The sequence below is a fragment of the Streptomyces sp. NBC_00576 genome, from assembly GCF_036345175.1.
In the GTDB taxonomy this organism is placed as follows: domain Bacteria; phylum Actinomycetota; class Actinomycetes; order Streptomycetales; family Streptomycetaceae; genus Streptomyces.
This window is the reverse complement of the sequence record NZ_CP107780.1, coordinates 4,186,275-4,199,880: the sequence shown is the minus strand read 5'-3', so window position 1 is coordinate 4,199,880 and position 13,606 is coordinate 4,186,275. Positions and strand designations below refer to the sequence as shown.

The window sequence follows — 13,606 nt, the reverse complement described above, 5'->3', positions numbered from 1 at the left end:
CTGACCGGTCGCGCGTTGCCCTAGAGGCCGATGGGTGGCCCGGTAGCCGCTTGGGGGACCGGCAGGACCGCGTGGGCGCACGGCTCGTCCCCAGGCAGCACGCGACGGCCTGGACCACCGAGGTGGTCCAGGCCGTCGCGGGAGTCGTAGCAGAGGGGCCGGGTCAGGAGACGGCGGCTTCGCTGGTGGTTCGCTCCGTGGCGCCGGTGCGGACCGCCGCCGCGTTCTTCCTGCGCAGGACGGCGGGAGCCGTCTCCTTCAGCCCGAGCGCGAGCAGCACGACCATCGCGGCACCCGCCGCCGAGATGTACATGGCCGTCTCAAGCCCCCAGTTGTCGGAGGCCCACCCGGCGATCACCGGAGCGAGGAAACCGCCGGCGAGCTCCCCGATGCCCATGACCAGGCCCAGGGCGGTCGCCAGCGCGCCGCGGGGGACGGTCTCCGCGGGGATGGTCGCCATGAACAGGGTGAAGCAGCCGAGACCCGTATAGGTGAGCACGACCACTGCGCCGAGCACCACGGGGCTGCTCACATACACCACGGCCAGGGGGCAGAGCGCGGCCATCACCGTGAAGACGATCAGTGTGTTCTTGCGGCCGAACCTGTCGGAGATCCCCGGTGTGACGAAGCCCCACACGACCCACGCCACCCCGAGGCAGGTCACGATGCCGCTCATCGTCGCGGGTGAGAAGCCCTTGACCGAGGTCATGTAGACAGGCGCGAACGTGATGATGACGAAGAACCATGTCATGTACGCGCAGGCGATCAGCACGCAGAGGATGATGTTGCGCTGCCGCAGGATGCTGCCGATGCTCGGCTTGGCCGCGGCGTCCACGGATTCCGCCACGGCCTCCGTGATCACACGGCCACCCGGTGGCTCCTCCCGTACCGACCGCCAGATCCACAGGGCGAGCAGCAGGCCCGGGACGATGGTGATGCCGAACGCCAGTCGCCAGGTGTACTGCGTGGCGATCCAGACCACCGCGAGCGGGCAGAGGATGCCGCCCAGCAGTCCGGCCGATGAGCCCTGTAGCAGACCCATGTTCAGGCCGCGCCGGTGCTCCTGGGATGCCTCCACCATCAGAGACTGCGACGCCGGCAGTACGGCACCTTCCGCCAGCCCCATCAGCGCCCTGGCTCCCAACAGCGCGACGAATCCGGTGACCAGCCCGCTCGACGCCGAGAGGCAGGAGAAGAGCACCACCGCGATGATGATCACGGGCTTACGACGGCCGAGCCGGTCGGACAGGCGTCCGGAGATCATTCCGGACAGGGCCCAGGTCAGCGCGAGGACTCCGGCGAGCGTGCCCAGGGCGGTGTTCGAGAGGGGGATGTCCTTACTGATGAAGGGGACGAGGAAGAAAAGTGCCTGCCGGTCGAAGAAGACGAGGCCGAAGCCCAGGAAAAGGATGACGAGCAGCTTGTTCTCGTAGCGGCGGGCGTCGGAGCCGGCGCCACCGAGCGGAGGGGGCGCGGCGGATCGCTTTCTCAGCATGAATGCCTCATTCGTCGGATGAGCGGGAGCCGGAGAGGCAGGAAGGGAGAGTGCCGTGGGGAGAAGAGACAGGGCGGGGCTGTCGATCAGCGCGGTGACGCTCTTCGGCCCTGGGGGAAGTCGGGACGTCAGCCCGCTCCTGTGTCTGTGGGTCCTGCGTAAGCCGCTCACTGGCGCCCGCGAGTCGGGCCCGTGAGGAGTGTGCGGCTCTCTCTCACGACCGGAGGATGCACCTCGGCGGCCCACTCCGGCTTGCGTGATGGTGCACCGGCCCTTGCTGGGGCGGGCACGATCGGCAGATCCGCCGTCTTCGGGACGTACAGCGACCCGTAAGGGGCGCGGGGAACTGCGCGACCAGCCCCCACCGGCCCGCGGTGAACAACCGGCATATCCAGCGGAGCGCTCAGGCGCCCAGCGCCGTGCGCCCGGCTCCGCGTGCCTCCGACGGGCTCATGCCGTAGGCGCTCTTGAAGGCGTGGCTGAAGTGGGCGGGGTCCGGAAAGCCCCAGCGGCTTCCGACGGTGGCGACGGGCATATGGGCGAGCGCGGGGTCCGCGAGGTCGCGCAGACACTCGGCGAGGCGACGCTCCCGGAGCCAGCCCGAGACCGTGTATCCCCGCTCGGCCAGCAGCTTGTAGAGGAAGCGCCGCGAGATGTGGTGGGCGGCCGCGATCCGGTCGGGGCCGAGCCCCGGGTCGGAGAGCCGCTGTTCCATGTACGTGAGGATCCGCCGGGCCAGCAGCTCCCGCCCGTCGTCCTGCTGTGTCACGTGCACGGCGCACCGGTCGGAGAGCATCGCGCCGACCAGGTCGATCACGCTGTCCGCGAGCCGCGGCGTGCCGAGAGCGTCCAGTTGCCGCACTTGCCCTGCCAGTCCGCACAGGAACGGGTGCACCACGGGCCCCAGTCCGTCGCCGCACGACACGGTGGTGGCGATCATGCGGGTCAGGTCGCGCTCGGGCAGCCGGAGCAGGACCCTCGGGAACATCAGCACGAGTGTGCGGTACGGCTGGTCGAAGTCGAGTGTGTACGGGTGCCGGGTGTCGTAGATGGCCAGCTCGCCCGGCTTGAGGAGGGCCTGGCGGTCCGCCTGGGTCAGCATGCACTGCCCGGCCAGCTGAAGACTCACCTTGACGAAATCGGCCGGGTCGGAGGCGATGTGCCTACGGGTGTGGGCGACGCCGTGCGGATCCGCGGCCACCACGGACACCTGCACCGCGCCGAGCTGGGCGGTGTGCAGGGAGGCGCGGAAGTCGGGAACCTCGCGCGGCAGCGCTTCGAGCGGCACGAAACTCTGGCCGACCACGTCCCGCCAGAACTCGAAGCGTCCTGCGGAGGTGTCTTCCGACGGAGTCGTCATCGAGGGCATGGGTCTCCTCTGCGGGCCCTTCGGCAAGCCGGCAGGTAGGCGTGCCGCCGGATACTAACTGTCGTATCCGGTTTTCACAAAGTGCGATGAATGGGGTGGATGGGAAGATCTCGTGTCCGTCGAGGGCGCGGTGAGGGGGCCCCGGAAGGGCGCGAAGCACCTCCGGGTCCCCCCCCACCGCCCGGAGCATCAGCCGAGGCCGTCCGCACCCACCTGAACCGCGGACTCGTCGAGGACGGTGTCGGTCACGGGCTGCGGGCGTCCGTCCAGGTCGAGGACGGGGGCGGCCTCCTTGTACCAGGACTCGATGACGGCGTTGCCCCAGAAGTCGCGGCGGCGGTCGTCGCGCACGTTCCAGCGGTATGTCTCGTGGTCCGGGTCACCGGTGTAGTAGTCCGAGGTGTAGATCTCCACGCGGTGGCCGTCGGGGTCCCGCAGGTAGAGGTAGAAGGCGTTGGAGACGCCGTGCCGGCCGGGGCCTCGTTCGATGTGGTGCTCTTTGTGCAGCGAGCCGAAGATGTCGGCCGCGCGCAGTACCTGGTGGGACTCGTGGGTGGCCACCCCGAGGTGGTGCAGGCGCGGTCCGGCACCCCCCGTGAAGGCGACGTCATGGACGGTCTGCTTGCGGTACATCCAGGCCGCGTACAGCTCGTGCTCGTCACCCTCGATCGTTTCCGAGCAGCCGAAGCCGAGGGACTGGTAGTGGGCGTAGGCGGCCGGGATGTCGGGGGTGCAGATGTTGAAGTGGTCCAGGCGGGCGATCTCGGCGCCGTGGCGGATGTCGTAGCGCTGGATGAGGCGCTCAGCGCGCTCGATCTCGTGGAAGAACTCCACGGGGAAGCCGAGCGGGTCGATGACGCGGACCGCGTCGCCGATACCGTGCGTTCCCTCGCCCTTCTTCAACCGCTTGACCGGGCAGCCGAGTCCGGCGAAGAACTTCTCCGCCTTGTCGACGTCCTCGGGGGTGCGGACGCGATAGGAGATGTGGTCGAGGGCCGCCAGATCGCCCTTGCGCAGCACCAGCGAGTGGTGGGTGAGTTCGTCCGTGCCGCGCAGGTACAGCGACTCGGCGTCCTCGTACTGAACATGGAAGCCGAGCATGTCGACCCAGAACCAGCGGGCTGCGCCGAGGTCGGTGACGGCGAGCTGGGCGTAGGCGGACCGGACGACGTCGGGGGCGTTCGAGGCGGTCATGAGGTGGCTCCGAAGCGGGGGGTGTGCACCTCGGTGAGGGCGACGTGGACGATCTTCGATTCGGTGTAGAAGTCGATGCTGTGGGCGCCGCCCTCGCGGCCGACGCCGGAGGCCTTGACCCCGCCGAAGGGAGTGCGCAGGTCACGGACGTTGTGGGAGTTGATCCAGACCATGCCGGACTCGACGGCGTGCGCGATGCGGTGGCCGCGCTTGAGGTCCGAGGTCCAGACATAGGCGGCCAGGCCGAACTGCGTGGCGTTCGCGAGTTCCACGGCCTCGGTCTCGTCGTCGAAGGGAGCGACGGCCACGACCGGGCCGAAGATCTCCTCCTGGAAGATACGGGCGTCGCGTTCGACGTCGGCGAAGACGGTGGGCTGCAGGTAGTTGCCGTCGGCGAGGTGGTCGGGCCGCGTGCCGCCCGCGACGAGGCGGGCCTCCTTCTTGCCGATCTCCACGTAGTTCAGAACGCGCTCGTAGTGTTCGGGGTGGACCAGCGCGCCGACCTCGGTGGCCGGGTCGGAAGGAAGCCCGACGCGTACGTTCGCGGCCCGCTCCGCCAGTCGCCGGGTGAACTCCTCGTACAGCGGGCGCTCGACGAGGACGCGTGAACCTGCCGTACAACGCTCCCCGTTGAGGGAGAACACGCCGAACACGACCGAGTCCAGGGCGGCTTCCAGGTCGGCGTCGGCGAAGACGACGACCGGGGACTTGCCGCCCAGCTCCATCGACACCGTCTTCAGGTGCTCGGCGGAAGACCGGATGATGTGCCGGCCCGTGTCGGAGGAGCCGGTGAAGGAGAGCAGCGGTACGTCCGGGTGGTCGACGAGGGCCTGGCCGGCCTCCTCGCCGATGCCGTGGACGATGTTCACCACCCCGGCGGGCACGCCTGCCTCTTCGAAGATCTCCGGCCACAGCGACGCGGACAGCGGGGTCCACTCGGCCGGCTTGAGGATCAGCGTGCAGCCGGACGCCAGCGCGGGTGCCAGCTTCCAGCTCTCCAGCATGAAGGGGGTGTTCCAGGGAGTGATCAGCCCGGCGACTCCCACCGGTGTGCGCACCACATAGCTGAACTGGTCGTCGCCCTGCCGGAACGCCTCCTCGCCGAGGGCCACGATGACATCCGCGAAGTAGCGGAAGTTCTCGGCGGCACGCCGCGCCTGGCCGCGGGCCTGCGTGATCGGCAGCCCGGAGTCGTACGACTCGAAGGCGGCGAGCCGGTCATGACGGGCCTCGACGGCGTCGGCGATCCGGTACAGGACACCCGCGCGTGCCCGGTTGGACAGCCCGGCCCACTCCGGGAACGCGCCCCGGGCGGCCGTCACCGCCCGGTCCACGTCGGCCGCGGAGCCACGCGCGGCCTGTGCGTAGGCCGTGTTGGAGACCGGGTCGGCGACGTCGAACGTGCGGCTGTCGGCGGCGTCGACGAGGGCACCGCCGATCCAGTGCCGGATCACGGAGGGCAGGTGCTCGGGGGTGGGGGGAAGGTGCTCCGGGGTGGCGCTCACTGCGCGGCTCCGATCTGCTGGGTGAGGTCGCCGCCCTCGGCGAGGAGCGCGCGGATCTTCGACAGGCCCGCGTCGGTGGGGGAGGCGAGCGGCGGGCGGACATGGGGCGACGCGATACGTCCCTGCTGGTGCAGTACCCACTTCGCCGGCGCCGGGTTCGTCTCGACGAACAGGAGGTCGACGAGCGGGTGCAGGCGGTAGTGGAGATCGCGGGCACCGTCGAAATCGCCCGCCTCCCACAGCTCGTACATCCGAGCCACCGCGCCGGGCGCGAGGTTGGCGACGGCCGATACGAACCCCGCACCGCCGAGCGCGAGCAGCGGCAGACAGAGCAGCTCGATGCCGGACCACACCAGCAGTGAGCGCCCGCAGGCGTGCAGCACGCGCGAGAAGTGCTCGAAGTCCTTGGTGGTCTCCTTGACGCCCACGAAGTTCTCGAAGTCGGTGAACAGCCGCTTCACCGTCTCGGGCGCGATGTCGACGGCCGTGCGCGAGGGCACGTTGTAGGCGACGATCGGCAGGTCCGGGAACTCCCGTGCGACGGTCGCGTACCACTGGTACAGCCCCTCCTGCGTGGGGCGCGCGTAGTACGGCGTGATGACGAGCGCGGCGTCGGCGCCCAACTCGGCTGCGGCGGCGGTGAGTTCGAGGGTCTCGTCGAGCTTGTGGGATCCGGTCCCGGGCAGGAACGGGACGCGGTCGCCGATCTCCTCGACCGCCGTCCGCATCCCCGCGATCCGCTCGCTGACGCTCTGCGAGCTGGGCTCGCCGGTGGAGCCGCCCAGCGAGATGCCGTGCGAACCGGACTCCAGCTGGAAGCGGATCAGCGCGCGCAGGCTGTCGTGGTCGACGGCTCCGTCCGAGGTGAAGGGGGTGATGGCGGGAGCGATGGAGCCGCGGATGGCGGACGGGTCGCTGCGGAATTTCATGTGGGCTCTCCTTGCGTGCTGTGTTGCTTGCGCCACCGCTCGTACGTCTCGTGCCAGTCGGGACCGAGGGGATACAGGCCGTCGATGTCGTGCCCGGCGCGCACCTGCTCGGTGATGAAGCGCTCCCGCTGTTCCTGCTCCCGGCAGTCGGTGATCAGGTCCTCGGCCAGCTCGGGCGGTACGACGACCACGCCGTCCGCGTCTCCCACCAGCAGGTCGCCGGGCTGCACGAGGGCTCCGCCGCAGGCGATCGGCACTCCCGTGTCCCACGGCACATGGCGGCGGCCGAGGACGGAGGGGTGGGCTCCGCCGTGGTAGACGGGCAGCCCCAGTTCGGTGACGGCGACGCTGTCGCGCAGGCCTCCGTCGGTGACGACCCCGGCCGCGCCGCGCTGCTGGGCGCGCAGGGCGAGGATGTCGCCGAGGGTGCCGGCGGATGTGTCCCGGCGGGCGTCCATGACCAGCACATGGCCGGGTCGCAGCTGCTCGATGGCCCGCTTCTGGGCGTTCATGCCGTTGCCGTACCGCTTGAACAGGTCCTCGCGCAGCGGCAGGTAGCGCAGCGTGTGGGCGACGCCGACCATCTTCGTGTCCGGCCGTGTGGGACGTACCCCGTCGATGGACATGTGCGGCAGACCGCGCCCCCGCAACTGCGCGCTGAGTGTGGCGACCGCGACCGATCGCAGGCCGTCCTCGATGCGTTGGTCGAGCAGTGGCTCTGGGGCGAACGCGGCTCCGTGGGCGGCCTCGCGTTCGGCCGCGTCCGTCCTCGGCATCGCTCCGTACGTCTCCAGGGCGGGCCCGGAGGCGATGGGGTTGCGCAGCCGCCCGGTGGACTGCCCGCTGCCGGTGACCTCGACCTCCACCGTGTCTCCGGGGGAGACGACGGACGCGCCGGCCGGAGTCCCGGTAAGGATGACGTCCCCGGGCTCCAGGGTGACCAGTCTCGACAGGTCGGCGACGAGTTGTCCGAAGGGGAAGAGGAGCGTGTCGGTGGTGTCGTCCTGCACGAGTTCGCCGTTGACCCAGGTACGCAACTGGAGTGCGGCCGGGTCGAGTTGGCGGGCGTCCAGCAGGCGCGGTCCGATCGGGGTGAAGCCGTCGGCGCCCTTGGAGCGGAGGTTGGAGCCGCGGTCGGCGTACCGCAGGTCGTAGACCCCGGCGTCGTTCGCGGCGGTCACCCACCGCACGTGGGACCAGCCGTCCTCCGGCCGCACCCGCTGGGCCCGGCTGCCGACGACCAGGGCGATCTCGCCTTCGAACCCGAGAAGTTCACACCCCTCCGGGCGGACGATGGCCTCCTTGGTGCCTGCCAGCGACGAGGGTGGCTTGAGGAAGTAGGAGGGCTGGGCCGGGATCCGGCCGCGCTCCTTGGCCCGGCTGGGGTAGTTGAGATGGACAGCGATGATCTTCGAAGGGGGGTTCCCCAGGGGGTGCGTCATCAGGAGCGCTCCAGGCTGTGCTGGTCCAGGCTGTGCTGATCCAAGAAGCCCTGGACCTTCGCCTTGTACGGCTCGCGGTCGTACGACTTCACGTACGCGCCGGCCATGCGGACGGGGTCGCCGAAGAAGTAGTACTCGTACAGGGCCTGGCGGCTGGAGAAGGCGGAGATGCAGGTGTCCCAGACGAGACGGAACAGCTTCACGCGCTCGGCGCCGGTGAGGGTGGCCGACTGGAGGTAGGCCTCGATGTCGACGGCCGCCGGACCGGTGATGTCGAGTTCGGTCGGGGTGGCCATCAGGCCGGAGGCGCCGAGCTTGCGCAGGATCTGCGGGAAGCGCTGGTAGAGCTTGGGGTAGAGGTTGCGGGCGGCGTTGAGGGGGGCCCAGGCCGGGGTCAGCACCCCGTACTCGTTGATCTCGGCGTCGGCTTCCGCCGCGCGCAGGAAGGCGCGCAGCGTCTCCAGGGTGGTGATGATCTCGGCGATGTCCTCCTGGACGTGCTGGAACTGCTCGATGCCGATGGCCTCGGTCAGCAGTGTCACCAGTCCGAGGATGTACTCGGTCTTGGCGGTGGTGCGGGTGACGACCTGGTGGGTCATGTGCACCACGGAGGCGGTCTGGGAGTAGAAGCCGTTGCACAGTTCGGCGTCACCGAGGGCGAAGCAGCGCTCGAAGGGCACGTGCACATCGTCGAAGACGACGACACAGTCCGATTCCTCGAAGCGGGAGGCGAGGGGGTGGTCGTGGCGCGGGCGGTCGTAGTCGAGGGGCTCGCGGGCGATGTAGCGCAGGCCGGGGGTGTCGTTGGGGATGGCGAAGGCGTACGAGTACGGCTTGTCCTCGGGGGTGCCGCGGAGCACGGTCGAGGGGAAGACGAGCATCTCGTCGGCGAAGGGGGCGATGGTGGCGAGCATGCGCGCCCCGCGGATCACCACGCCGTTGTCGTCCTCCTTCACGATGCGTGCCGCGAGCTTGCCGCCCGCCTGCTGGGTACCGGCCACGGCCCGGTTGACCTGCGGCGGGATCAGCGTGTGGGTGCACAGCAGATCCTCTTCGCGGGCCTTCTCGTAGTAGCGGCGGATGTTCTCGCCGAAGGCGGGGTCGGCCTGGGCGAACCAGTCGGCGGCCGAGGCGAGCGCCATCAGGGAGCTGTTCATGTAGTCGCCGGTGCGGCCCAGCATGCCGTTGCTGTGGTCGGCCCACACCTTGAACGACTTACGGCGCTTGACGAGGTCGTCGGGTGTGCGCGGAGTGAGGAAGGACGTGCCGACCGGCTCACCGGAGGTGGGGGAGGCGTACGTGAGGACGTCCTTGTGCTCGTCGCTGTGCTGGAGGTCGTACAGCTCGGCGTAGGTCTGCACCACGTTGCGGAAAGCGGGGTGTTCCTGGATTCCTCCGGTGAGCGTCTCGCCCTGGATGTGCACGGTGGGGCGGGACTGGGAGAGGCGTTCGAGGAATTCCTTGCCGGTGCGTGCGGCCATGGTGGTTCTCCTGGGGAGTGCGGTGGGGTTCGAGAGAGAGGGGCGGGCCGGGCGGAATGGCTTCAGAAGAGGTGCTCGATGCCGTCGGTCGACTCGGTCGTGGACGCGAAACGGCTCCAGGCGTAGGTCAGGGCGTCGCCGTCGCGGTGACCGAGGTCGGTGACGCGGCCGACGAGGAGGGTGTGGTCGCCGCCGTCGTACGTACGCCAGGGCTCGCACTCCACCCAGGCGAGCGGGTCGGCCAGCCGGGGGACGCGCGCGCCCTCTGCCCAGCGGGGCTCCGCGGTGCTCGGGGCCCCGGCGAACAGCCGGGCCAGCTGCTCCTGCTCGGCGCCGAGGATGTTCACGCAGAAGGGCCCGTCGGCCAGCTGGTCGTGACAGCGGGCCCGGCGGGCGACGCTGACCAGCACGAGCGGCGGTTCGGCGGACACGGACGTGAAGGAGTTCATGGTGGCGCCCCGCGGACCGCTGTCGGTCGCGTACGACACCACCGTGACGCCGGTGGCGAAACGGGACATGCAGGCACGCAGCGCGCCGGGACTGGGGGGAGCGAGTGCTTCGGGCATACGAGGCTCCTTGGGGATCGATCGCCCGGGACCCACGGCCGGGAGGAGACCTGTCCCTTGACAGACCCAGGGGACAAAGCAGAACAAGTACTGCTCAGGGCATATAATCAATGCTTTGATTAATTGGGGACCGTACCCCTGTCGACATCTGGGGGGAAGTCCTCGGGCGAAGGTTTTTCACGGTCCGGAAACCTGGGCGGGGTGCCGACGTGTGGCCGCTTCCCGAGTGCGGTTCGTGCTGCCGACCGACCTAGACTCCGACCGTGACCCAGGAACCGGAACCGCTGGATGCCGACCACCTGCACTTCTGGTCGTTCATCGACTACGCCATCGACCGGGCCTCGCGGGAACTCCCCGGCATCGACCCGCTCGCCATGCGGCTGGTGCTCACCCTCCACCGCGCGGCCAACATGCTCGTCTACGACCTCGAATCCTCCGTGCACCGGCCTCGCGGCTGGTCATGGCCCGGCTTCCGGGTGCTGTTCGCCATCTGGCTGTCGGGCCCGGTCGAGGCGAAGAAGGTCGCGGAACTGTCCGGCATGAGCCGAGCCGCCGTGTCGGCGCTGGTGAACACGCTGGAACGGGACGGCCTGGTGAGCAAGGAGCGCGCCTCCTACGACGGGCGCGCGGTCCAGCTCGGCCTCACCGAGGCCGGCCTGCATGCGATCACCACTGCCTTCCAGGCGCACAACGCGCGTGAACAGGAGTGGGCGGGCGCCCTCAGTGAGGACGAGCAGCAGACCCTCATCGAGTTGCTCGGCAAGCTGACCGCGCACTCCGCGCACTTCGACGTCCGGCATCGGACCTGAGGGGTTCTCCCAGGCCAGCGAGTCAATGGCAGGCGTCATGCCTGGCGGACGGTGACTGCTTCGCCGCCCAATCCGCCTACCCGGGCAACCGGCCGCACGTGCCTGCCCTCTCGAACCGGATCATGGGTGTCCCTTGCCTGGCGTGTATATCGTCATGCAGAGTTCTCCATATCTGAATAGATCCAATGCTCTGGTGTCAGTCCGAGGTGACGGACGATCAGCAAGCAAGATCTGCTGTCTGGATCGCGTCCCATCGAGGGGAGCCTGCGCCTCATGTCGTCTCGGATCGTGGATACGTCGCCTTCGGTGTCGCCAACGGCCTCCACCGGCATCGTCGTCCTGGACGGCGTCGGCCTCGGCGTCGAGGACGTCGTACGCCTCGCCGACGGCGCCGCGCGGCCGGTGCCAGGCACCGACGCGATGAAGCGCGTCGAGGAGGTCTGGGACGTCGCCCGCCGCATCGCCGCGACCGGCCGCGTGTACGGCCGATCCACCGGCGTCGGCGCCAACCGCAACGAGGACGTCCCGACCGAGGCCGCCGCCGACCACGGCCTGCGCCTGCTGCGCAGCCACGCCGGCGCCATCGGCGCGGAACTGCCGGCCCGCCAGGTACGGGCGATGCTCGCCGTCCGCGCCAACCAGCTCCTGGCGGGGGGCGCCGGCCTGCGCCCCGGGGTGGTCACCGCACTGTGCGACGCGCTGGAGAACGGGGCGTATCCCGTGGTCAACGAGTTCGGGTCGGTGGGAACGGGCGACATCGCGGCGCTGGCGCAGATGGGGCTGGCACTGGCGGGGGAGCACGAGTGGATCGGGCCGGAGACAGCGGCGGCAGCGGGGGGATCGGCTTCGCGCGGGTGGAGCGTCACCGGCGCCCCCGAGCCCCAGGCCCTCGACAACAACGACGCCCTCGCCCTGATCAGCAGCAACGCGCTCACCCTCGGGCAGGCCGCGCTCGCCCTGCACGAGCTGCGCGGACTCATCGCCGCCACGCAGGTCGTCGCCGCGCTCTCACTGTTCGCCGTCGACGGTTCGCACGAGGCGTACGCCGCGCCCGTGCACGCCGCCCGTCCGCACCGGGGTTCGGTCGAAGTCGCCCGCCGGATGCGGGAGCTGATCGGTTCCGCGGCCCGGCCCACCCCTCCCCTCGGGCGCATCCAGGACCCGTACGGCTTCCGGTGCCTGCCGCAGATCCACGGACCCGCGCACGACGCCGCGGACGCGCTGGAGGGGGTGCTCGCGATCGAGATCAACGCCGCCGCCGAGAACCCGCTCATCTCCCCCGAGGACCTGACCGCCTACCACCACGGCGGCTTCTACCAGGCCCAACTGGCCCTCGCCCTCGACCACTTCAGGCTGGCCGTCACCCAGGTGGCGCGGCTGTCCACCTCGCGCCTGTCCACCCTCAACGAGCCCGCCTTCACCCGCCTGCGCCCCTTCCTCGCCGACCACGAGCCCGCCGCCTCCGGGGTGATGATCCTGGAGTACGCCGCCGGCGCCGCCCTCGGTGACCTGCGGGCCTTCTCCGCGCCCGCCTCGCTCGGGCACGCTGTACTCTCCCGGGGCGTCGAGGAACAGGCCAGCTTCGCCTCGCTCGCCGCCCGTCAGACGCTGCGCGCGTGCGACGCGTACCGTCTCGTCGTCGGCTGCGAACTCGTCGCCGCCGTACGGGCGCTGCGCCAGCGCGACCTGCGGCCGGACCCGGAACTGCCGGTGGGACGGGCGCTGGAGCTGGCCGAGTCGGTTCTCGACGCCGACTCGGCGGACCGGCCGCTCACGGACGACGTGACGGCGGCGACGGCACTGCTGGACCGGTTCACGGAGATCTGGAGGGGGAGCGGGGCATGAGCACGCCGAGTGCGGACGACAGCAGGGGTACGGGTACGGGTACGGAACGGGACGCGGGTGCGGAGGGGGGCGCGGGTGTGGAAGGCCTGAGCGGACACCTGCCCGACAGCCCCGCCGCCCGGCTCCAGGCCCTCTTCGAAGGGCACCGGCTCACCCCGACGCAGCGGCGCATCGCACACAGCATGGTGCGCCGGGCCGCCGAGGTGCCCTTCCTCTCCAGCGTCGAGCTGGCCGAACTGGCCGGCGTCAGCCAGCCGTCCGTCACCCGCTTCGCCGTCGCCCTCGGCTTCGACGGCTACCCGGCGCTGCGCAAGCACCTGCGCGAGGTCGCCCCCGCCGAACAGAGCGCCGAGCCGGGCTCGTACAACGAGTACCAGCAGGCCGTCGAGGCCGAGATCGAGAACCTCAAGCACCTGGCCGAGGTGCTCGCCGACCCGCGCCCCGTGCAACGGGCGGGACGGCTGCTCGCCGCGTCCCGCCCCCTGCCCGTCCTCGGCCTGCGCGCCGCCGCCTCCCAGGCGTACGGCTTCGCGTACTTCGCCGCCAAGGTCCACCCGGACGTACGGCTGCTCCACGAGGGCGGCACGATGATCCACGACCGTATCGACGCGGCCGTCCGAGCGGGCGCCACGACCCTCTTGTGCTTCGCGCTGCCCCGGCATCCGCGCGAGGTCGTCGACACCCTCGCCTACGCCAAGTCGGCGGGGCTGACCGTCGTCACCGTCGCCGACTCGGCGTTCGCGCCGGTCGCGAAGGTCTCCGACCTGCTGCTGCCCGCCGCTGTCGGCACCGGGCTCGCCTTCGACACCGTGTGCGCGCCGATGCTGCTCGGCCGGGTACTGCTGGAGGCCATGTGCGACGACCTGCCGGACGCCCAGGCGCGCCTGGAGGAGTTCGACACGCGGGCGGCGGCGCGGGGGCTGTTCGTCGAGTAGCCACCGGCCGGTCCGGAACCCCGTCCGGGCTCTCAG

The 13,606-nt window shown here is 70.4% G+C and carries 11 protein-coding genes; 3 read left to right on the top strand and 8 right to left on the bottom strand.

The genetic code is table 11. The annotated features are described in order from the left end of the window. Positions 1-163: 163 nt before the first annotated feature. From OG734_RS17760 to OG734_RS17725, 8 genes are all read right to left on the bottom strand, one after another. Positions 164-1,495 (bottom strand): MFS transporter, encoded by a 1,332-nt coding sequence (locus OG734_RS17760; protein WP_330288477.1) that lies wholly within the window; start codon positions 1,493-1,495, stop codon positions 164-166. A 403-nt stretch (positions 1,496-1,898) separates the two neighbouring features. Then, positions 1,899-2,855: a helix-turn-helix domain-containing protein gene (locus OG734_RS17755; RefSeq protein WP_330288476.1), complete on the bottom strand. Its 957-nt coding sequence runs from the start codon at positions 2,853-2,855 to the stop codon at positions 1,899-1,901. 198 nt (positions 2,856-3,053) lie between these two features. Then, positions 3,054-4,058 carry a 3,4-dihydroxyphenylacetate 2,3-dioxygenase gene (gene hpaD, locus OG734_RS17750; RefSeq protein ID WP_330288475.1) on the bottom strand — a complete coding sequence of 335 codons (1,005 nt, stop codon included), beginning with the start codon at positions 4,056-4,058 and terminating at the stop codon, positions 3,054-3,056. Next, entirely contained in the window at positions 4,055-5,563 is a 1,509-nt protein-coding gene (gene hpaE / locus OG734_RS17745; RefSeq protein WP_330288474.1) for a 5-carboxymethyl-2-hydroxymuconate semialdehyde dehydrogenase, read from the bottom strand. The genes hpaD and hpaE overlap by 4 nt, the downstream gene beginning before the upstream one ends. Beyond that, entirely contained in the window at positions 5,560-6,492 is a 933-nt protein-coding gene (gene dapA, locus OG734_RS17740) for a 4-hydroxy-tetrahydrodipicolinate synthase (protein ID WP_330288473.1), read from the bottom strand. Before dapA ends, hpaE begins: the two co-directional genes overlap by 4 nt. Further along, entirely contained in the window at positions 6,489-7,934 is a 1,446-nt protein-coding gene (locus OG734_RS17735; RefSeq protein WP_330288472.1) for a fumarylacetoacetate hydrolase family protein, read from the bottom strand. Before OG734_RS17735 ends, dapA begins: the two co-directional genes overlap by 4 nt. After that, on the bottom strand, positions 7,934-9,415 hold the full coding sequence (gene hpaB, locus OG734_RS17730; RefSeq protein ID WP_330288471.1) for a 4-hydroxyphenylacetate 3-monooxygenase, oxygenase component: 1,482 nt from the start codon (positions 9,413-9,415) through the stop codon (positions 7,934-7,936). The genes OG734_RS17735 and hpaB overlap by 1 nt, the downstream gene beginning before the upstream one ends. Positions 9,416-9,477: 62 nt before the next feature. After that, positions 9,478-9,981 carry a flavin reductase family protein gene (locus OG734_RS17725; RefSeq protein WP_330288470.1) on the bottom strand — a complete coding sequence of 168 codons (504 nt, stop codon included), beginning with the start codon at positions 9,979-9,981 and terminating at the stop codon, positions 9,478-9,480. A gap of 263 nt (positions 9,982-10,244) precedes the next feature. Here OG734_RS17725 and OG734_RS17720 point away from each other — a divergent pair, with 263 nt between their 5' ends. The 3 genes from OG734_RS17720 to OG734_RS17710 all read left to right on the top strand — a co-directional run bounded on the left by OG734_RS17720 (position 10,245) and on the right by OG734_RS17710 (position 13,570). Next, positions 10,245-10,790 (top strand): MarR family winged helix-turn-helix transcriptional regulator, encoded by a 546-nt coding sequence (locus tag OG734_RS17720; RefSeq protein ID WP_330288469.1) that lies wholly within the window; start codon positions 10,245-10,247, stop codon positions 10,788-10,790. Positions 10,791-11,063: 273 nt separating this feature from the next. Next, the gene (locus OG734_RS17715; RefSeq protein WP_330288468.1) at positions 11,064-12,635 is read left to right on the top strand and encodes an aromatic amino acid ammonia-lyase; all 1,572 of its coding nucleotides are present in this window, start codon (positions 11,064-11,066) and stop codon (positions 12,633-12,635) included. Further along, complete coding sequence (locus OG734_RS17710) at positions 12,632-13,570, top strand: MurR/RpiR family transcriptional regulator (protein WP_330288467.1); 939 nt, start codon at positions 12,632-12,634, stop codon at positions 13,568-13,570. Before OG734_RS17715 ends, OG734_RS17710 begins: the two co-directional genes overlap by 4 nt. Positions 13,571-13,606 lie beyond the last annotated feature (36 nt).

Bases quoted from the DNA above. Each gene is read 5' to 3' on its own strand.
- OG734_RS17760 (WP_330288477.1), bottom strand. From the start codon at position 1,495: ATGCTGAGAAAGCGATCCGCCGCGCCCCCTCCGCTCGGTGGCGCCGGC.
- hpaB (WP_330288471.1), bottom strand. From the start codon at position 9,415: ATGGCCGCACGCACCGGCAAGGAATTCCTCGAACGCCTCTCCCAGTCC.
- OG734_RS17715 (WP_330288468.1), top strand. From the start codon at position 11,064: ATGTCGTCTCGGATCGTGGATACGTCGCCTTCGGTGTCGCCAACGGCC.
- dapA (WP_330288473.1), bottom strand. From the start codon at position 6,492: ATGAAATTCCGCAGCGACCCGTCCGCCATCCGCGGCTCCATCGCTCCC.
- hpaD (WP_330288475.1), bottom strand. From the start codon at position 4,058: ATGACCGCCTCGAACGCCCCCGACGTCGTCCGGTCCGCCTACGCCCAG.
- OG734_RS17755 (WP_330288476.1), bottom strand. From the start codon at position 2,855: ATGACGACTCCGTCGGAAGACACCTCCGCAGGACGCTTCGAGTTCTGG.
- OG734_RS17725 (WP_330288470.1), bottom strand. From the start codon at position 9,981: ATGCCCGAAGCACTCGCTCCCCCCAGTCCCGGCGCGCTGCGTGCCTGC.
- OG734_RS17735 (WP_330288472.1), bottom strand. From the start codon at position 7,934: ATGACGCACCCCCTGGGGAACCCCCCTTCGAAGATCATCGCTGTCCAT.
- OG734_RS17710 (WP_330288467.1), top strand. From the start codon at position 12,632: ATGAGCACGCCGAGTGCGGACGACAGCAGGGGTACGGGTACGGGTACG.